The organism is Streptococcus oralis Uo5 (assembly GCF_000253155.1).
Taxonomy (GTDB): domain Bacteria; phylum Bacillota; class Bacilli; order Lactobacillales; family Streptococcaceae; genus Streptococcus; species Streptococcus oralis_L.
This window is the reverse complement of record NC_015291.1, coordinates 383144-402500: the sequence shown is the minus strand read 5'-3', so window position 1 is coordinate 402500 and position 19357 is coordinate 383144. Positions and strand designations below refer to the sequence as shown.

17 protein-coding genes (1 of these 17 only partly in view) are annotated in these 19357 nt (G+C 39.6%); 2 read left to right on the top strand and 15 right to left on the bottom strand.

Annotated features, from left to right (window positions below):
• Positions 1-1231, bottom strand: the 5' portion of a protein-coding gene (gene rlmD, locus SOR_RS02010; protein ID WP_001050283.1) for a 23S rRNA (uracil(1939)-C(5))-methyltransferase RlmD. It extends 131 nt beyond the left edge of the window; 1231 of the gene's 1362 nt are visible here — the first part of the coding sequence; its start codon is at positions 1229-1231; its stop codon lies off the left edge, out of view.
• 37 nt (positions 1232-1268) lie between these two features.
• Between rlmD and recX the strand changes: the two genes are divergently transcribed.
• Both recX and ntdP read left to right on the top strand, forming a co-directional pair.
• Positions 1269-2045 carry a recombination regulator RecX gene (gene recX / locus SOR_RS02005; RefSeq protein ID WP_000705058.1) on the top strand — a complete coding sequence of 259 codons (777 nt, stop codon included), beginning with the start codon at positions 1269-1271 and terminating at the stop codon, positions 2043-2045.
• 88 nt (positions 2046-2133) lie between these two features.
• Complete coding sequence (gene ntdP, locus SOR_RS02000) at positions 2134-2667, top strand: nucleoside tri-diphosphate phosphatase (RefSeq protein ID WP_000775318.1); 534 nt, start codon at positions 2134-2136, stop codon at positions 2665-2667.
• Positions 2668-2737: 70 nt separating this feature from the next.
• Here ntdP and SOR_RS01995 read toward each other — a convergent pair whose 3' ends face one another.
• From SOR_RS01995 to SOR_RS01930, 14 genes are all read right to left on the bottom strand, one after another.
• Positions 2738-3505, bottom strand: coding sequence for an epoxyqueuosine reductase QueH (locus SOR_RS01995; RefSeq protein WP_000567555.1), 768 nt, complete (start codon positions 3503-3505; stop codon positions 2738-2740).
• Positions 3506-3641: 136 nt separating this feature from the next.
• Positions 3642-5264, bottom strand: coding sequence for a chaperonin GroEL (gene groL / locus SOR_RS01990; protein WP_000031554.1), 1623 nt, complete (start codon positions 5262-5264; stop codon positions 3642-3644).
• Positions 5265-5279: 15 nt separating this feature from the next.
• Positions 5280-5564, bottom strand: a complete 285-nt coding sequence (groES, locus tag SOR_RS01985; protein ID WP_000917318.1) for a co-chaperone GroES — start codon at positions 5562-5564, stop codon at positions 5280-5282.
• Positions 5565-5874: 310 nt separating this feature from the next.
• Positions 5875-6270 carry a single-stranded DNA-binding protein gene (locus SOR_RS01980; RefSeq protein ID WP_000282461.1) on the bottom strand — a complete coding sequence of 132 codons (396 nt, stop codon included), beginning with the start codon at positions 6268-6270 and terminating at the stop codon, positions 5875-5877.
• A 77-nt stretch (positions 6271-6347) separates the two neighbouring features.
• Positions 6348-7109 carry an SDR family NAD(P)-dependent oxidoreductase gene (locus SOR_RS01975; RefSeq protein ID WP_001107796.1) on the bottom strand — a complete coding sequence of 254 codons (762 nt, stop codon included), beginning with the start codon at positions 7107-7109 and terminating at the stop codon, positions 6348-6350.
• A gap of 42 nt (positions 7110-7151) precedes the next feature.
• The gene (gene ytpR / locus SOR_RS01970; RefSeq protein WP_000578269.1) at positions 7152-7778 is read right to left on the bottom strand and encodes a YtpR family tRNA-binding protein; all 627 of its coding nucleotides are present in this window, start codon (positions 7776-7778) and stop codon (positions 7152-7154) included.
• 15 nt (positions 7779-7793) lie between these two features.
• Complete coding sequence (locus SOR_RS01965; protein WP_000632565.1) at positions 7794-8111, bottom strand: thioredoxin family protein; 318 nt, start codon at positions 8109-8111, stop codon at positions 7794-7796.
• A complete protein-coding gene (locus SOR_RS01960; protein WP_033583672.1) occupies positions 8108-8407 on the bottom strand; it encodes a DUF4651 domain-containing protein in 300 nt (99 codons plus the stop codon). The genes SOR_RS01965 and SOR_RS01960 overlap by 4 nt, the downstream gene beginning before the upstream one ends.
• A gap of 176 nt (positions 8408-8583) precedes the next feature.
• Complete coding sequence (locus tag SOR_RS01955) at positions 8584-10191, bottom strand: CTP synthase (protein WP_000105256.1); 1608 nt, start codon at positions 10189-10191, stop codon at positions 8584-8586.
• A 331-nt stretch (positions 10192-10522) separates the two neighbouring features.
• Positions 10523-11113: a DNA-directed RNA polymerase subunit delta gene (rpoE, locus tag SOR_RS01950; protein WP_000418415.1), complete on the bottom strand. Its 591-nt coding sequence runs from the start codon at positions 11111-11113 to the stop codon at positions 10523-10525.
• A 267-nt stretch (positions 11114-11380) separates the two neighbouring features.
• On the bottom strand, positions 11381-11743 hold the full coding sequence (locus SOR_RS01945; protein WP_000817920.1) for a hypothetical protein: 363 nt from the start codon (positions 11741-11743) through the stop codon (positions 11381-11383).
• A gap of 80 nt (positions 11744-11823) precedes the next feature.
• Positions 11824-13599, bottom strand: coding sequence for a DUF6119 family protein (locus SOR_RS09910; RefSeq protein ID WP_000517781.1), 1776 nt, complete (start codon positions 13597-13599; stop codon positions 11824-11826).
• A 70-nt stretch (positions 13600-13669) separates the two neighbouring features.
• Positions 13670-16321 carry a valine--tRNA ligase gene (locus SOR_RS01935; protein ID WP_000032154.1) on the bottom strand — a complete coding sequence of 884 codons (2652 nt, stop codon included), beginning with the start codon at positions 16319-16321 and terminating at the stop codon, positions 13670-13672.
• Between the two features lie 13 nt (positions 16322-16334).
• Positions 16335-19352: a DEAD/DEAH box helicase gene (locus SOR_RS01930; protein ID WP_001257862.1), complete on the bottom strand. Its 3018-nt coding sequence runs from the start codon at positions 19350-19352 to the stop codon at positions 16335-16337.
• Positions 19353-19357 lie beyond the last annotated feature (5 nt).

Here is a 19357-nt window from a genome sequence, read left to right as displayed (position 1 = left end):
AAACATTGCAAGAAACATAAACCATTTTTTCTGGAACATAGGTCAGTATGGTATCCAGTAGCTTACCATCTAACCCTGTACGAGGAGGATCGACTATCAGGGCATTTGCTCGGTAGCCTTCTTGATACCAGCGTGGAATAATTTCTTCAGCTGTTCCCGCTTCGTAATGGGTATTGTCAAACCCCATTTTTTTAGCATTTCGCTTGGCATCTTCTATGGCTTCTGGGATAATGTCCATCCCTCTGAGACTCTTGACCTTAGTTGCGAAGGCAAATCCGATCGTCCCAACACCACAATAGGCATCAATCAGATGGTCTTCTTTACTGACATCCAGGGCCTTAACTGCTTCACTATAGAGAATTTCTGTCTGCTCAGGATTAAGCTGATAAAAAGCTCGGGGCGAGAGAGAAAACTCATAGTCGAGTACTCCTTCTTGAATACTCTCTTGGCCCCAGATGATTTCTGTCTTTTCACCATAGATTTCACTTGTTTTTGCTATATTTGTATTGACAGCAACCGTGACAACTTCTGGAAAATCATTGACTAGGTCTTTAACTAGTTGATTCAAATTAAGCTGGCGATTCGTGACAACAATAATCTGAACTTGCCCCGTTTTTCTTGCTCGACGTACCATGATGGTGCGAACACCGAGCGTTTTTCTCTCATCTGTAATTGGAATTTGGTGGTAAGTAAGAAGTTCAGCAAGGCGATTCGCAATCACTTGGGTTTCCTTATCTTGCACCAAACAGTCTTTCAGCTCTACGAGATAATGAGAGTTTTGAGCATACAATCCTACCTTAACCTGATTGTTGAATTTTCGAGTCTGAAATTGCAACTTAGCACGGTAGTACTTTGGTTCCTGCATTCCGATAGTTGGACGAATTTCATAGTTTTCATATCCTGTAGGAGCAAATTTTTTCAAGGCTTGGTGGAGCAAATCCGTTTTGAACTCTAACTGTTTATCATAGTGAAGGTGCATGATTTGACAACCACCACATTCATTATAAATCGTGCAAGCTGGCACGACCCGAAATTTAGACTTCTTATTAACCTTTAGCAATTTGGCTTCAACAAAGTTACGTTTAATAGAAGTAATCTGACAATAGATATCTTCTCCTTTGAGGGCGCCAGGTACAAAAACGAGGGTTTTCTGGTAGAAACCGATTCCCTCACCATTGATGCCCATACGCTTGATTTTTAAAGGTATTTTTTGTTTGACTTTCAGATTCATACCCCTATCTTATCACATTTTAGGGTATAATAGAACTATGAAAATCACAAAACTTGAAAAGAAAAAACGACTCTACCTGATGGAACTTGATGATCAGCAAACCTCTTATATCACGGAGGATACCATTGTCCGTTTTATGTTGTCTAAAGATAAGGTGGTTAGCAAGGAAGAATTAATCGAGATACAGGGCTTTGCTCAGTTTTCTTATGGTAAAAACCTCGCCCTCTACCATCTATCATTTAAAGCTCGAACCGAAAAGGAAGTTCGTGAGTATCTGAAAAAGTATGATCTTGATGAAAAAATCACAAGTCAAGTTATCGCCAATCTTAAAGAAGATAACTGGATTAATGATCGTCAGTATGCCTATTCTATCATCAATGCAAATCAACTTTCTGGAGATAAGGGACCCTATGTGCTAGCTCAAAAACTATCTCAAAAAGGGATTGCCAAAGCAACTATTGAAGATGTTTTAAAGGATTTTGATTTTTCAGAGGTTGCTCAACGTGTAGCGGAGAAACTTCTTAAAAAATACAATGGAAAGCTTCCTGCTCGTGCCTTGCAGGATAAGATTATTCAAAACTTGACTAACAAGGGATTCTCCTATGCTGATGCTAAAAATGCCTTTGATGACTTGGACAGTCAAGTCGACCAAGAAACGACTCAAGAACTCATTTTTAAAGAGCTAGACAAACAATATGCTAAGTATGCTCGAAAGTATGAAGGATACGAACTAAAGCAACGTTTAACTCAAGTATTAGCTAGAAAAGGCTATGATTTTTCGGATATAGCCAGCGCTCTCAGAGAATATCTTTAATATTTTCGTGTAAAATTCAAAAAAATTAGACCGATTTATGATATAATAGTAGACGATAAACTTATAAATTGTAGAAAGTTGGTTAGTTATGAAACTTCCAAAAGAAGGCGACTTTATTACAATTCAAAGTTATAAGCATGATGGGAGTCTCCACCGTACTTGGCGGGACACCATGGTACTAAAAACAACAGAGAACGCTATTATCGGCGTCAACGACCACACACTTGTTACCGAAAGTGACGGTCGTCGTTGGGTGACTCGAGAACCGGCTATTGTTTACTTTCACAAAAAATATTGGTTTAATATCATTGCCATGATTCGTGATAATGGGATTTCCTACTATTGCAATATGGCAAGTCCTTACTATCTCGATGAAGAAGCCCTGAAATACATTGATTATGATTTGGATGTCAAGGTCTTCACTGATGGTGAAAAGCGTCTCTTGGACGTTGAAGAGTATGAGCGCCATAAACGCAAAATGAAATATTCTGATGATTTAGACTATATTTTGAAAGAGCATGTTAAAATCCTTGTTGATTGGATCAACAATGGACGCGGTCCTTTCTCAGAGGCCTATGTCAACATTTGGTACAAACGCTACATAGAACTAAAGAATCGGTAAAGTTGTCAAACTGGGGTGAGAGCCCTGGTTTTTTTATTTTAAAAACCCAGCTTTACAGCTGGGTTAATTGCTATATATCTAATTTAGTGACAGTAAACTTGATATGGGAATAATCTTTTTCAACATCCTTATCTAACAGGAAAGCCGTGGCATCCTTCTTAACCTGAACAAGATCAATGTTCTGGGCTTGAGCTGCATAGACGCATCCACAATAGCATTGACGATAGATATCATACTCCTCACACATCTCCACTGAACGTTTGTAGCCTTGATTTTTCTTGAAATCACTTGGAAGATAGTGGGTTGTGTAAATCTTTTGCACATCAATTCCGATGCTGTTGATGGTTTGAGAATTCTTATGGGGACTGATGGTCAAAGCTGAACCAAAGTAGTCAAAGCCCAAGTCCATAGCTACCTGTGCTGTTTTATCCAGACGGTAGTCAAAACAAACCTTGCAACGGTCACCACCTTCAGGTTCTTCTTCCAGTCCTCTGACTAACTTCCGGTATTCATTGGGTTCATAGGGAGCTTCTAGGTACTGGACTGTATTGCCTGTTCGCTCATTGAAATCACTGACAAATTTCTTGGTGACGTAAGCCCGCTTGTGGTATTCTGCCTTAGGATGAATATTGGAATTGGCAAAATAGATAGTCACATCAGCGTATTTTGTCAGGTATTCTAGGGTGTAGGTACTACAAGGAGCACAGCAAACATGCATGAGAATAGTTGGACGTTGCTCATTTTTCTCCCAAACCTGAACCATTTTCTGCATGACACGGTCATAATTAATCTTCTGATTGAGATTCATCTTGCTCAGAATTTCTTCTACATCAATCATGTTCTTCTCCTTCTTCTAGTCTTATTTTATCATATAAGTTAGGAGAGCTCAAATCTATTTAGAATAGAAAACCTTAAAAGGAGGGAATGTTCTTCCCTCCTTTTGTGTTTTTTATAAGTTGCTTTCTACAGAAAGCTTACATCATACCGCCCATCATGCTTGGATCCATTGCTGGAGCTGGGGCTGCTGGTTCCGGTTTATTGGCTACGACTGCTTCTGTTGTCAAAATCAAGCTAGCTACAGAGGCTGCATTTTGAAGGGCAGAACGGCTCACTTTAACTGGGTCAATGATTCCCTCTTCAATCATGTTGACCCATTCGCCAGTTGCTGCGTTGAAGCCTGTGCCAAGCTCAGCATTCTTCAAACGGTCAATAACAATAGATCCTTCGAATCCTGCATTGTGAGCGATTTGACGAACAGGCTCTTCCAAGGCACGAAGAACAATATTACGTCCTGTTGCTTCATCTCCTGTCAATTCCAAGGCGGCAACAGCTGGAATCACGTTGGCAAGAGCAGTTCCACCACCAGCAACGATTCCTTCTTCAACGGCTGCACGAGTAGCGTTGAGGGCATCTTCGATTCGAAGTTTCATTTCCTTCAACTCAGTTTCAGTTGCAGCACCGACCTTGATAACTGCGACACCACCTGACAATTTAGCCAAGCGTTCTTGGAGTTTTTCACGGTCGAATTCAGAAGTTGTGGTTTCGATTTGAGACTTGATAACCGCAACACGGTGAGAAATAGCTTCAGGATTTCCAGCACCTTCTACGATAACAGTGCTGTCTTTGTCCACAGTTACTCTCGCTGCTTGACCAAGCGCCTCAATAGTAGCATCTTTCAACTCAAGACCAAGATCTTCTGTGATAACAGTTCCACCTGTCAAGATAGCGATGTCTTCAAGCATTGCTTTGCGACGGTCACCGAAGCCAGGTGCCTTGACAGCTACTACGTTGAATGTTCCACGAATCTTGTTCAAGACAAGAGTTGGCAGAGCTTCGCCATCCACATCATCTGCAATAATCAAGAGCGGACGATTGCTTTGGAGGATGCTTTCTAGCAGTGGCAAGATTTCTTGGATATTTGAAATTTTCTTGTCGGTAATCAAAATGTATGGATTTTCAAGGTCAGCCACCATTTTTTCGCTATCTGTCACCATGTACTGTGATAGATAACCGCGGTCAAACTGCATTCCTTCCACGACTTCAAGCTCTGTTTCCATACCACGCGACTCTTCGATGGTGATAACACCATCTTTGCCAACTTTTTCCATAGCTTCAGAGATGTATTCGCCGACTTTTTCAGAACGAGAAGATACAGCGGCAACCTGAGCGATGGCTTCTTTGTTGGCAACTGGAATGGCATTGTTTTTCAAGGCTTCTACAGCTGCGGCAACCGCTGCTTCAATCCCCCGACGAATGCCGATTGGGTTGGCACCTGCAGTAACGTTCTTGATTCCTTCGCGGACGATAGCTTGAGTCAAGACCGTTGCAGTTGTTGTTCCATCACCTGCGATATCATTGGTCTTTGAAGCCACTTCTGATACCAATTTGGCACCCATATTTTCAAAATGGTCTTCTAGTTCAATTTCTTTGGCAATAGTAACACCGTCATTGGTAATCAATGGTGAGCCAAATGATTTTTCCAACACAACGTTACGACCTTTTGGTCCCAAGGTTACTTTAACAGTGTCTGCAAGGATATCGACACCACGAACCATAGCTGAACGAGCATCAGATGAAAATTTAATTTCTTTTGACATACTTACTTTCTCCTTCTATTCTTCAATGATTGCCAAGATGTTGGCTTCGCCAACGATGATGTACTTTTCATCGCCATCTTTGACATCAAGACCTGCGTGAGCTTCAACTAAGACTCGGTCTCCAGGCTTAACGCTTGGAGCTACCAAGTCACCGTTCAAGGCACGAACACCTTGTCCAGTAGCTACAACTTGGGCTGTTTTTGTTTTTTCTTGGGCTGAGCCTGCAAGGACAAAGCCTCCAACAGTTTGTTCTTTTTCTTCGATTTTCAAGACCACACGGTCTCCTAATGGTTTCAACATCTGTTTTCCTCCATGATGAAATACATATTATTAGCACTCTTTGTATCTGAGTGCTAATTCATAATTCTATTGTATCACTTGGTCAGAAATAGTCAAGAAAAAAGTCTGACTTTCTCAAGATAAAAAGCCTGAGACCAACTCAGACTTTTTATAATGTTTATACTCAATGAAAATCAAAGTGCAAACTAGGAAGCTAGACGCAGGTTGCTAAAAATACAGTTTTGAGGTTGTAGATAGGACTGACGAAGTCAGTTACCTATACCTACGGCAAGGTGAAGCTGACGTTGTTTGAAGAGATTTTCGAAGAGTATTAAAATGGCAATTCCTCCTCTTCCAAAACCAAATCTGCCAAATCCTGTCCTGCATTATTTTCACGCATAGCTCGTTGGGCACGACTTTCCAAAAGTTGGAATCCTGTCACAAGAACTTCAGTCACGTAGTTCATCTGGCCATTTTTCTCAAAGCGACGGGTACGAAGTTCCCCATCCACAGAGATAAGACTACCTTTAGTTGCGTAGCTTGCCAAGGTTTCAGCCAATTTTCCCCAAAGAACAAGATTGACAAAATCAGCTTCGCGTTCCCCATTCTGGTCTTTGTAACGACGGTTCACAGCGATCGTTGCGCGCGCTACTGACTTGTCATTGTTGGTTTTGTGCAATTCTGGTGTAGACGTCAAACGCCCAATCATGATAACTTTATTATACATATTTTCTTCCTCCTACTTATCTATTCGTAGGAAATCAAAAAAAGTTACAGAAATTTGTAACTTTTCGAAGAAATTTTTTATTTTTTATGCACCATGAAACCTGTCGCTTGTTGATTGGCCATAATGGTCATATCTGTAATCTGCACACGACGAGGCTGGCTGGTCACATAGACCACTGTATCTGCAATATCCTGAGCTTGCAAAGCTTCGATTCCCTGATAGACCGCCTCAGCACGCTCTTTGTCACCGTGAAAACGAACTGTAGAGAAATCAGTTTCGACAATTCCAGGCTGAATGGTGGTCACCTTAATGTCCGTTGCAATCGTATCAATCCGAAGACCATCTGAAAAAGTTTTAACTGCAGCCTTGGTGGCTGAGTAAACAGCTGCCCCAGCATAGGCATAGATTCCTGCGGTCGATCCCATGTTGATAATATGACCCTGATTGGCTGCTACCATAGAAGGCAAGAAACAGCGAGTGACTGCCATCAAACCTTTGACATTGGTATCCAACATGGTCAGCATATCCAACTCTTCATAGTCTTGATAGGGAGCCAAGCCAAGAGCCAGTCCAGCGTTATTGATCAAGATATCAATCTGCCCTATCGTTTCCAAAATATCGGAGCAGACTGTCTTTACCATAGCCATATCCGTCACATCCAGTGGAAAAGTCCAAACTGTTTGATTTGGAAAAGTTTCTGCAAACTCTGACTTGAGGGCCACTAGTCTGTCTGTCCGTCGCCCTGTTAGAACGACATTCTCACCCTGCTCCAGATAAGCACGCGCAATCGCTTCACCGATTCCTGAAGTCGCTCCTGTAATCACTACATTTTTTGCCATCTTATTTCCTTCTATACTAGCGAGACAGATCCTGACAACTTCCTAGGCAGTCCAATGTTTAGCTGGGTCAAATGGAGTTCCAACAACTTGGTCTTCTGATAATTCAATAATACCACGTTTTTGCGGAGCATTTGGCAAATGCAATTCACGAGGGCTGCACATCATGCCAAAACTCTTTTCACCGCGAAGTTCGCCTGGGAAAATGAGATTGCCTTTTGGCATCATAGCTCCAGGAAGAGCTACAATGGTTTTCAATCCGACACGCGCATTAGGTGCTCCTGCCACGATTTGCACTGTCTTGTCACTTGCGACTGTAACTTGGCAGATGTTGAGGTGGTCACTATCTGGATGAGCTACCATCTCGATAATCTCACCGACAACAAACTTAGGTTCCTTGTCATTGACAATCTCTTCTGTAAAACCTTCCGCCTGCAATTCTTGGTTCAAACGTTCTACTTGCTCATCTGTCAAAAAGACTTGACCACGCTCTGCAATTTCAAAGAAACTTGAAACTTCGAAAATATTCCAAGCTACTGTTTCCCCATTATCTTTGAGGAAAACACGGGCTACTTTGCCTTTGCGCTCCACGTCTAGTTTGGCATCTCCGCTGTTTTTCACGATGATCATAAGGACATCGCCAACATGCTCTTTATTATATGTAAAAATCATTCTTTCTATTTTCTCCTATTTCAGTCCTGATAAAAAGTCGTTAATTTCTTCCTTGCTTTTACGGTCGCGATTGACAAAACGGCCGATTTCCTTGTCCTTTTCTAGCACAACAAGGCTAGGAATGCCGTACACATCCCAGAGTTTAGCCAGATCCAGATACTGGTCTCGGTCCACTCGAATAAAGGTGAACTCTGGATTTGTCTCCTCAATCTCTGGCAAGGCTGGATAGATATAACGACAATCGCCACACCAGTCCGCCACAAAAAGGAAGACCTTCTTGCCATCTTGCTCGACAAAACCTGCTAGTTCTTCTATACTATTGGGAGTAATCATAAGACTTCCTCCTCATAGACCAGGTCTTCATTTTCATAGACAAAGGTATAGTGACGACCATCCTCGAAAACGACTCCTCCGACGAGTCGCTCTAGGCTACTTTCGTAGACTTGAACATAGAGAGTCGCAATCTCACCCATATCTGAGAAAAGTTCGCGCACGATAGCGGTCAACTCTTCTTGAGTCTTCATGAGTTTGTGGTTATCTGCTGCTTTTTTAGCCCCCAAAGCAAGGGCACTTAGACCAGCCACAGTCAAGCCAGTCATCCATAATTTCTTAGCTTTCATACCATTCATTGTAACACAAAAAGGGCTATAGGACAAATAGGGAAGTCGCAGAAAAACAAGTAAAACTCCTCTTCCCTCGGTGAAGGAAAAAGAGTTCTGATTCTTATTATCAAGCGCCTGAGTTAGCAAGACTTTTCTAAATGAATAAAAAACCTCTGAGATTCTTCTCAAAGGTTCGAATTTTTCTAATTGCTATTTTCAACCGCTGCAGTGACAAAGGCTGTGTAGAGTTCCTCTGGACGGTTTGGACGGCTGGAAAGTTCAGGGTGATACTGACATGCTACAAAGAATTTATTTTCAGGAATCTCTACAATTTCTACCAATCGATTGTCTGGAGAAACACCTGAGAAGACAAAACCTGCTGCCTCAAACTGTTCACGAAAGGCGTTGTTAAACTCATAACGGTGACGGTGACGGCGTTGCACCACTTCTTGATTATGATAAGCAGCCGCTGCTTTAGAGCCACGTTTCAACTTAGATGGGTAAAGTCCCAAACGAAGGGTTCCTCCCATATCCTCAATATCAACCTGATCACGCATGATATCAATGATAGGATATTTTGTTTCTGGTGCAAGTTCAGCAGAATTGGCACCTTCAAGACCTAAAACGTGACGAGCAAATTCGATACAAGTTAACTGCATTCCCAAGCAGACACCTAACATTGGAACATCATTCTCACGCGCATAGCGAATGGCTTGGATTTTCCCTTCCGTACCACGTTGACCAAAACCGCCTGGTACGATGATTCCGTTCGCATCAGACAAGAGCTCTGCTACATTCTCTGCCGTCACATCATTGGCATTGACCCAATTAATCTTCACTTCTGCATTGTTGGCATAACCAGAGTGTTTCAAGGCTTCGACCACTGAGATATAGGCATCTTGCAACTCAACATACTTACCAACAAGGGAAATCTTGACTTGCTTCTTGAGGTTCATAACCTTGTCCACCATAGCTGACCATTCTGTCATATCCGCTGCTGGTGCGTCTAATTTCAAATGGTCACAAACAATTTGATCCATACCTTGTGCCTGCAAATTCAGTGGAATTTGGTAAAGATGTTCGACATCCAACGATTCGATAACGGCTTCTGGTGCCACATCACAGAACTGGGCCAGTTTGTTTTTAATGCCTTGACCAGCTGGTTTCTCGGTACGAATGACCAACATATTTGGCTGGATTCCCAAACCACGCAATTCTTTTACAGAATGTTGAGTTGGCTTTGTCTTCATCTCACCAGCAGCTTTTAGATAAGGAAGCAAGGTTGTGTGGATATACATAACATTATCTGCACCCACATCTGCCTTCATCTGACGAAGGGCCTCTAGAAATGGCAAGGACTCAATATCCCCAACGGTTCCACCGACCTCTGTGATAATGACATCAGAGTCTGTCGTTAGAGCGGCACGCTTGATTTTTTCTTTCAAAGCATCTGTGATATGAGGAATGACTTGAACAGTTGCGCCAAGGTACTCGCCACGGCGCTCCTTACGAAGAACTTCACTGTAAATTTTACCAGTTGTCACGTTAGAATATTTGTTAAGATTGATATCGATGAAACGTTCATAGTGACCCAAGTCCAAATCTGTCTCAGCTCCGTCATCTGTCACAAAAACTTCCCCGTGCTGATAAGGGCTCATAGTTCCCGGATCGATATTGATATAAGGGTCAAACTTCTGAATAGTCACTTTTAGACCACGATTTTTCAAGAGACGACCCAGACTTGCTGCCACAATCCCTTTCCCAATAGACGACACCACACCACCAGTTACAAAAATATATTTCGTAGACATAGATTCCTCTTTCTAAAATGCTCAAGGCCTTGTTAACTACGAGGGGAGATCGAAAACAAGACCCTTATGAATCACGACTTTTCAAGAAAAACTTCCTGAAAAAACAAAAATAGCTCCCTAGTAACTAGGGAGCCCCGACCTCTAAAAGAGGTGCCCGAACAATATGATACCTTAAAGCAGAACATTTGTCAACCCGAATTGGTAAAAGATGAAAATAAGAAGATTGTTTTCAGAAAACCAACTAAAAATCCGCATCTAAACGGATGACCCGCTTAACCACTCTGCTCAAGGAACGAAAAAGGAGATCTTACGATCTCCTCTATGAAGTCTTTTACTCTTCTTCACTCGTTTCAGCATCATCGTCAGAAAACTCGTCGTCTTCTTCGTTAAGATCCACGTCTTCACCTAAGTCATCAGGAGCGATTTCGTTGATTTCTGCATCGTAAGCTTCCACTTCATTTTTCTCATCATCTGGATTTTCATCATCATATGAAAGAGCTGGGTCTGCTTCGTATGCATCTTCATCTTCTGGATCATCTGCATTGTAGTCAATGGCATCTGAATCACCATCCATAAAGGCATTGACACGTTTTTTCTTAGCTTTTGGTGCTACTTCATCGTCGTCACTTTCTTCAAGAGCGATGATTTCTTCGTCGATTTCGTCCACACCATACCATGAACGAAGCCCCCATTTGTTGTCTCCAAGAGAGATGAAGCTACCGTCAAAGTTCAACTCTGTGTAGAACAAAGGCAAAGCTTCGCGAATATCGCTGTTTGATGTTCCAAGGTAGTTTTGAATTTCGTTTACAAGATCGCTAAAATGCATCTCATGATCGCGACCACGAAGTTCCAAGATAGCACGCGCTACCTCAATCATAGATAGTTCACTTTTTTCTTGCCCAGCAAATACTTCTAATTCCAAAGCGTTTCTCCTCATTTTTACTACTATCGCCAGAGCGAACAGACTCTGACCTCATTTTATCATGTACTCTTTATTGTACGATAATTTTGCGGAATAGTCAAAGGTTAAATGGGAGAAAGTGACAGGACTTTTTATTTCTTTGTTACCCAGCCGATAGCATCGCTTGGTGGGTTTTCTGTATCAATCCAGATAAATTCGATGCCGATGATATATGAAATTAAGCTGCAATACTATACTTCTCAGGTCGGTTCGAACTTACAGAATTTGTCATGTAGTAATCTGCTTTCTAGAAATTTTTCTTTTTGCATCGTCATTCATAAACTTATCAGGATAATTGATTTTAAAATCTAACTTCATATGAAAATTCTCTTTTGGAAAGTTGAGAATATCAGAATATAAAGAAAATAATTTTCGTTTCCGCTTCATATCTCCTAAAAATAACTCTAAATTTGTGTTTCTATATTTTTCATCATCATCATCATAATCTAAGTTGTCGTTAGCTACAAATTTATCAAGATATCTCTCTTTAAAAATCGTTGGCATAAAAATTCCAAAGGTTATTAGAAAATCAGATAATGCCAGAAATAATTCATCTTTATTTTTTCCTTGATCTTTGAGTTCTCTTTTCACTCTATAGAGAACCTGTTCTAAATCCGTGTTGAAATATTTCTTTCCTCTTTTTGCACCATCAGTTTTTAGATCACCATTAGTTACAAATTTATCAAGATAACTCTTTTTAAATGTACTCTGAGTTTTAACACTAGGAACTGAAAGAAAATCAGAGTAAGCAGAAAATAACTCTCTATACTGGTTTTTCCTTGATCTTTGAGTTCTCTTTTCACTCGATTTAGAATTTTTTCTTCTCTTTGATTATAAATATTTACTTTTTGCTCAATAAATAATAGTCGACATTTTATTCCCATACTTGATAAAACATCATAGTGTTGAGATAAGTTAATCATCGAAAAGAATGGAAGAATTTCGCTTGCTTTTTTATCATATCTTTTATCTATAATTCCGTATATAACTTCAATTTTATCATCTGAATTAAAATATTCTTCTTCAAACACTTCATTGATTTTATCAATAAATAATGTTTCGTTTTTATATAACTGAGCAGATACAACTCCTTGAGCAAATAAATGACTTAAATTTGCAGAAGATCCACCTTTTTTCACGTGAATAAATTGTTTTTTTATCGTTATAATATCAGCAGGCTCAATTCTACTATGTCCATAATCCGGTAAGTGAAAGTTCTTCTTATCAAATAGCTTAAAACGATCAGGATCAGATGCTACAAATTTTTCATTAAATTCTCCCTCATTCCAATTTTCAGCGCAGCTAGGAATTGCGGGATCATTGAATTTTTCTATATGATCAATTTTATTTACAATATCTGTATAATAGGTTGATTCTATTTTAAACCAGTCGCCATTATTTATAAAAAATTTTTCATTATTGTGATCAATTTCAATAAATAAAGCATCATAAATACTTGATATTTTCTGTGCAGAGTCATTTGTCCAACAATATAAGGAACAACTTTTTAATTTATCTATTATTATTTTATCTTCTATATTTTTAGAAAGAAACTCCCAAAACTGTTCTGAAGGGATATCGTCATAAAAATTTTCCTTAATTTTATGACTAATATTCATACCTGATATAAAATATCCTTCTATATCAAGATAAGAGACAATTTTGTTAGGAGCAATAATAGGATTTTCTAATCGTTTATCTGTGATATGATCAAGTAATACTCCATCTAGTTCTGAGATAATTTCCTTTTCTTTAACATACTGAACATGATCAATCCACTCCAACCCTTTTTCTTTGTAGTTTTCACTAGAATACGCATCTAAAATTTCGTTTAACAAATCAGATAAAGTTACATCTGATTTAGCAGAAAATCTAAGATTATCAGCCCCATTTAACGTCGAATAATGACTATCATATGAGGCACGACCTGAAATTGATTTTAAAATATCAGCGTTTGTATCAATATGTAAATCAGAATGAGACCCATAGCTTAAAGCCTGTCTTTGAATATCTAGATAGTTTGTGGATATATTTAATGAATTAAGACTTTTGATATTACTTTCTTCAATAAGATTAACAGCCGTTCTTAATCCAAAATTCCTAACTATAGATTGCTCATTCAACATAGTTCGACCGTATCCAAAAACCAAACTAAAAACATATTCTACTTCATTTTTTACATATTTAAGCATCATAACAGCTTTATTCGATTTGTTTTTATATAAATCACTATCCAATTCACCCTTAGTATAGGACCTAAGAGTATCTAACCACTCTACTGTGTTCTCTTCCGTAGAAGCAATATATATTATTCCTTCTTTGAAATTATTATGTTTTTCTACATCCAAATCATGAGAAGCAATCCCCTCTAAGTCACCTTTCAAGCACTTCTTGAAATCATTGGTATTATGTAATATCAAATTATAATTTTCAGTATTCTTACCCATTAATACTTCCTCAAAAATCTATTTTAGTTCATTATACCAAAAAACACGGCATTCCACCGTGTTTCTGTGTTTATCTCACCAACTTCTTCATCTCATCAATACGTGCGACGGTCGCATCGTATTTGGCTTGGTAGTCGGCTTGTTTGTCGCGTTCTTTTTGGACGACTTCTGGTTTGGCATTGGCTACGAAGCGTTCGTTAGAGAGCTTTTTGCCGACCATATCCAGTTCTTTTTGCCATTTAGCCAGTTCCTTGTCGAGACGAGCTAGTTCTTCTTCGACATTAAGGAGGTCAGCGAGTGGCAAGTAGATTTCTGCTCCTGTGATGACGCTTGACATCGCGAGTTCAGGTGCAGGGATGGTTGATGCGATTTCCAAGTGTTCTGGATTTGTAAAGCGTTTGATGTAATTGACATTGCTGTTAAAGAAGGTTTCCAAGTCGCTATCGCTTGTCTTAACAAGGATTGTGATAAGCTTGCTTGGTGCTACGTTTACTTCTGCACGCGCATTACGAACAGCACGGATCAAGTCTTTGAGGCTTTCCACACCTGTGTGAGCCACAAGGTCTTCAAAGGCTGGATTGACAGTTGGGTATGCTGCTGTAACGATAGAGCCCTCTGAGATTTGTCCAAAGATCTCCTCTGTCACGAATGGCATGATTGGGTGAAGGAGACGAAGGATCTTGTCCAAAGTATAAAGGAGAACAGAACGTGTGATAACTTTCTCTTCTTCGTTATCGCTATAAAGGACTTCCTTAGTCAACTCAACATACCAGTCCGCAAACTCGTCCCAGATGAAGTTGTAGAGGATGTGTCCAGCAACACCAAACTCAAACTTATCAAAGTTTTCAGTGACTTTGCCGATCGTTTCATTGAGGTTGTGGAGAATCCAGCGGTCTGTGACATTTCCAGCTTCCTTGTTGATAACTTTTTCGACATTGGCAGTTGCTTGCTCAAGAGTCAATCCTTCATTGTTCATGAGGATGTAGCGAGAGATGTTCCAGATCTTGTTAATGAAGTTCCAAGACGCATCCATTTTCTCGTAAGAGAAGCGCACGTCTTGACCTGGTGCAGAACCATTTGAAAGGAACCAACGAAGGGCATCCGCACCGTATTTTTCGATGACATCCATTGGGTCAATCCCGTTACCGAGTGACTTAGACATTTTACGTCCTTGCTCGTCACGGATAAGACCGTGGATCAGAACGTTTTGGAATGGCTGACGGTCAGTGAATTCCAATGATTGGAAGATCATACGAGACACCCAGAAGAAGATGATGTCGTAACCTGTAACCAAGGTTGAAGTTGGGAAGTAACGTTTGAAGTCTTCTGAGTCGACATCAGGCCAGCCCATGGTTGAGAATGGCCAAAGGGCAGAACTGAACCAAGTATCCAAGACGTCTTCGTCCTGAGTCCATCCGTCACCTTCAGGTGCTTCTTCACCGACGTACATTTCACCCTCAGCATTGTACCAAGCAGGGATTTGGTGCCCCCACCAGAGCTGACGAGAGATTACCCAGTCATGGACATTTTCCATCCATTGAAGGAAGGTATCGTTGAAACGAGGTGGGTAAAATTCAACCTTGTCATCTGTGTCTTGGTTAGCGATGGCATTTTTAGCCAATTGGTCCATCTTGACGAACCATTGAGTAGACAAGCGTGGCTCAACTACTACACCTGTACGCTCTGAGTGACCAACGCTGTGGACGCGTTTTTCGATTTTTACAAGGGCGCCGATTTCTTCCAGTTTCTTGACAACAGCTTTGCGAGCTTCAAAGCGGTCCATGCCTGCAAATTCGAAGGCAAGCTCATTCATAGTTCCATCATCGTTCATGACGTTTACTTGTGGCAAGTTGTGGCGTTGACCAACCAAGAAGTCGTTTGGATCGTGGGCAGGTGTGATTTTCACGACACCAGTACCAAACTCAGGATCAGCGTGTTCGTCTCCAACGATTGGAATCAATTTATTAGCGATTGGAAGGATGACGTTTTTACCAATCAAGTCCTTGTAGCGTGGGTCTTCTGGATTGATCGCAACGGCAACGTCCCCAAACATAGTTTCAGGACGAGTGGTCGCAACTTCAAGAGCGCGTGAGCCATCTTCCAGCATGTAGTTCATGTGGTAGAAGGCACCTTCGACATCCTTATGGATCACCTCAATATCAGAAAGGGCTGTGCGAGCTGCTGGGTCCCAGTTGATAATAAACTCACCACGGTAGATCCAGCCTTTCTTGTAAAGGTCCACGAAAACCTTACGAACCGCTTTTGACAAACCTTCATCAAGGGTGAAACGCTCACGAGAGTAGTCTACAGAGAGTCCCATCTTGCCCCATTGTTCCTTGATGGTAGTGGCATATTCGTCTTTCCATTCCCAAACTTTCTCTAGGAATCTCTCACGACCGAGGTCATAACGGCTAATACCCTCACCACGCAAGCGCTCCTCAACCTTAGCCTGAGTCGCAATCCCAGCGTGGTCCATACCAGGAAGCCAAAGGGTATCAAAGCCTTGCATACGCTTTTGACGGATGATGATATCCTGCAAGGTCGTATCCCAAGCGTGACCAAGGTGAAGTTTACCTGTAACGTTTGGTGGTGGAATCACGATCGAATAAGGCTTAGCCTTTTGATCGCCTGAAGGCTTGAAAACATCGGCATCAAGCCATTTTTGGTAACGACCAGCCTCAACCTCGGCTGGATTGTATTTAGGTGAAAGTTCTTTAGACATGTGTGTGTCCTTTCTAGTTAATTTCTAAGCTACTTTGATAAGAATCTAAAATGTCAATAGTATCTCTTATAATAGGGCTCTGTGTGGCTTTGTAAAGAGATTTATTCCCAATAATATAAAACTCTTCTTTAGCTCTAGTCGCTGCAACGTTTAAAATATTGGGTTCAGAGACAGCCCAGCGAGCAGCCCCCTCACTCATATTATCTGCTCCAAGCACAAAATATACAATCTTATTTTCTTTTCCTTGGAAAGTATGTACCGTCCCTACATTTATAGGTTTTCCATTCTCCCGCTTTGTGAAACCGATTTTATCTAGTTCTTTTGCTAGTTGAACCGATACATTTTTAAAAGGAGTAATGACATAAATATCATCAAATTCCTCATGTCTTTTCTGCAACTCTTCTTTCAAATAATCAGCTTGCTCAGGAACAAATTTATCCTTAGCACCTCCACCAACGTCAAACCATTCTCCCAGACCTCGAGCTTCTTCCTTTCCTTGAACCATTAAATTATCATAAGAAATTTTATTGGAAATACTGAACATCGGATCACTAGAACGACGATGAACCCAGAGAGGAAGTCCTATCCATGTCCCATCTTGTTTTTTAAAACCATATCTACTAGCAGAATCCATCAATTCTTGCGTTGATGACACAAGATATTTAGAGGCTATCTTGTGGTGCTGTGCTAAAAATCCTAAAATATTTTTATCCATAGTCTGTACTGGTTGTATTTGAGAAGGATCCCCAACAGCCATAATATGCTTACTTCTAAAAATAGCCCCCACACTTGCTTGAGGTAATGCCTGACCCGCTTCATCAATAAATACATTACCGATACTATTTTCAGGCAAACACCGAAACATGGAATTAAAGCTTGCAAAAGTTGTACTAATAACTGGAACAGTGAAATTGACCCAATTCCACGCAGCTTTATATAAATCACTAGCATTATCTCTCATTGAATAGTTTTGAGGCTTCTCCCAAATCCATAATGCTTTTTCAAAATGCTTTTTATTGTCATATATAAATTGCTTCCTAACTGCCAGTGCTTTAATAAACAAACGACTCTGCTCTTCTCGATAGTCATCATCAAACCAAAAATTTGATACTTGTAGTTCTTCATATGGAACAGAAAAATTCAACTTTTTAACAGGGTATGTAGCAAGTTCCGATTGTAATTTCAAAATTTTTTCCTGATGACGAATTAATTTATCTTCTTGTTTAGATTTCCATTCATTATACCTCTGTTGCCTTTGACTCAATTGATTTAATTCAAGTTCATGCATTTTTATCTCTTTTTGCAAACCGTGGCAATATTGACTTTCATCATGTACTTTCTTCAGTTCTGCTTTTAGACTTTCATTCGCTTGATTCAATCTCGTAAAATAAGTATCTAATTTCGATGGTGTGAAAAGTCTTTTTAACCATAAGAAACGTGGAGCTTGTAATTTTATCAACTCAACATCTTGTGCTGCTATCTGTTTGTTAACATTTAACATAGAAATAAGACGCTCATGCTCAAACAGCTCAGATTCTATTTCCTTTTTACTATTTTCTAATTGAATATGTTTATCCCGTATTTTAGATAGTTCTGAACGTCTTTGGGCATCATCCTGATGAAACTCTATCTCAACCTGTTGGTAAGCATTTTTCAATTTTACATGCAATCGAATCTTATCTGCTATATCTTGCATCTTTTCTCTTTTATCAAATAGCTTCTGATATTGAATTTTAAACTCTTCGTATACTGATGGATTCGATTGAAATTTATCCGAATTCAACTCTTGTCGTATTGCTTTTAAAACATTTTGCAGACGGTCTCTATTCTGTTTTTTTCCACCTTCTATCGAAAACAATCCCCAATATTTTTTGTCGTTAGAAACATCTTCATCTTCTAACAATAAATCATTACTGATTTCAGCAAAGTAATCAATTTTCTTTAATTCATCTAACCAATTTAATTTCTGATAAATTTCTTTTCTTTGGGGTAATTCATTAACAATATTTTTAACAGCACCATTATTAGAACTTGCAACTACGATTCCTTTTTCTGCAATTTCTTTTGGTAATTTTGCAATAAGATCTAGTTTGTCATGACAAACTAGATCCCCTTTAAGCTTAGGAGCCGATAATTCACTAATAATTCTCGCCTGTTCCGTTACCAGATCTGCAAAAATATCTTTTAAAAGTGTCGTTTTACCAGTCCCCGGAGGACCATTGACACTTCTCACATCTTCATCCGCATTCGAAGCTAAATTTACAGCTACTTGTTGCATCATGGAAAGAGCATATTCAGGGTTACTAGGAAATCTTCCTAATGGATAATTTTTCGGTTCAAGTATAGTTTCTAAATCTTTGGGATTAAAATAGGATGATTCTTTATTGCCGTCCAAATTAACCCTTACAGAATCGAATCCTGATAAATAACGATTGAGATTTTCATTATAAATTGATTTTGCATATTTCAAATCCTTTAGAAAAAATGAATGTAAATTTATTTCGTCAGCAAAATTCTTAACAAAATAATATCTGCAATCACTTGGTGAAATCTCATACTTTTTGAGAAGTTTACTAAAAACTTCATTGAACTCTCCATCAAGAAACGCCTGACCTAACTGTTCTCGAAGCTCATTTTCTGCTATTAAGAAATCTTTAGGCAATTCCCCATTTTTGAAAATTTGCCCACTCATGGTTAAAAAAAACTTATCAGCTAAGAACTTCAAATCTTTATCAAAGTATAGAGCAAAAGTAAATTTATAAGAAGCTCTTCCCAATTCTTCCTCCGTCGCCTTTAAATTGTATTTGCCTCTTAACACTTCAATAATTTTTCGAAAAGGGAAAATTCCACAATAAACAGCAATCCCTGAACTGGATTTTAATTTTTGACGTTTAAAAAAATCTTTTAATATTGATTGATAATCATCACCTTGAAAAATCTTATACTTAGAATCACTTTTTTCAATATTCCCTTCTGATAATTGTTCTACTGTAATCCAAGCATCTAATATTTGATTATGACTACTTCTCATCATGT

Coding starts and splice junctions, on each gene's coding strand:
- SOR_RS01980 (WP_000282461.1), bottom strand. CDS start 6,270: ATGTATAATAAAGTTATCATGATTGGGCGTTTGACGTCTACACCAGAA.
- SOR_RS09910 (WP_000517781.1), bottom strand. CDS start 13,599: ATGGGTAAGAATACTGAAAATTATAATTTGATATTACATAATACCAAT.
- ntdP (WP_000775318.1), top strand. CDS start 2,134: ATGAAACTTCCAAAAGAAGGCGACTTTATTACAATTCAAAGTTATAAG.
- ytpR (WP_000578269.1), bottom strand. CDS start 7,778: ATGATTTTTACATATAATAAAGAGCATGTTGGCGATGTCCTTATGATC.
- SOR_RS01975 (WP_001107796.1), bottom strand. CDS start 7,109: ATGGCAAAAAATGTAGTGATTACAGGAGCGACTTCAGGAATCGGTGAA.
- SOR_RS01965 (WP_000632565.1), bottom strand. CDS start 8,111: ATGATTACTCCCAATAGTATAGAAGAACTAGCAGGTTTTGTCGAGCAA.
- SOR_RS01955 (WP_000105256.1), bottom strand. CDS start 10,191: ATGTCTACGAAATATATTTTTGTAACTGGTGGTGTGGTGTCGTCTATT.
- recX (WP_000705058.1), top strand. CDS start 1,269: ATGAAAATCACAAAACTTGAAAAGAAAAAACGACTCTACCTGATGGAA.
- SOR_RS01960 (WP_033583672.1), bottom strand. CDS start 8,407: ATGAATGGTATGAAAGCTAAGAAATTATGGATGACTGGCTTGACTGTG.
- SOR_RS01995 (WP_000567555.1), bottom strand. CDS start 3,505: ATGATTGATGTAGAAGAAATTCTGAGCAAGATGAATCTCAATCAGAAG.
- SOR_RS01930 (WP_001257862.1), bottom strand. CDS start 19,352: ATGAGAAGTAGTCATAATCAAATATTAGATGCTTGGATTACAGTAGAA.
- groES (WP_000917318.1), bottom strand. CDS start 5,564: ATGTTGAAACCATTAGGAGACCGTGTGGTCTTGAAAATCGAAGAAAAA.
- groL (WP_000031554.1), bottom strand. CDS start 5,264: ATGTCAAAAGAAATTAAATTTTCATCTGATGCTCGTTCAGCTATGGTT.
- SOR_RS01935 (WP_000032154.1), bottom strand. CDS start 16,321: ATGTCTAAAGAACTTTCACCTAAATACAATCCAGCCGAGGTTGAGGCT.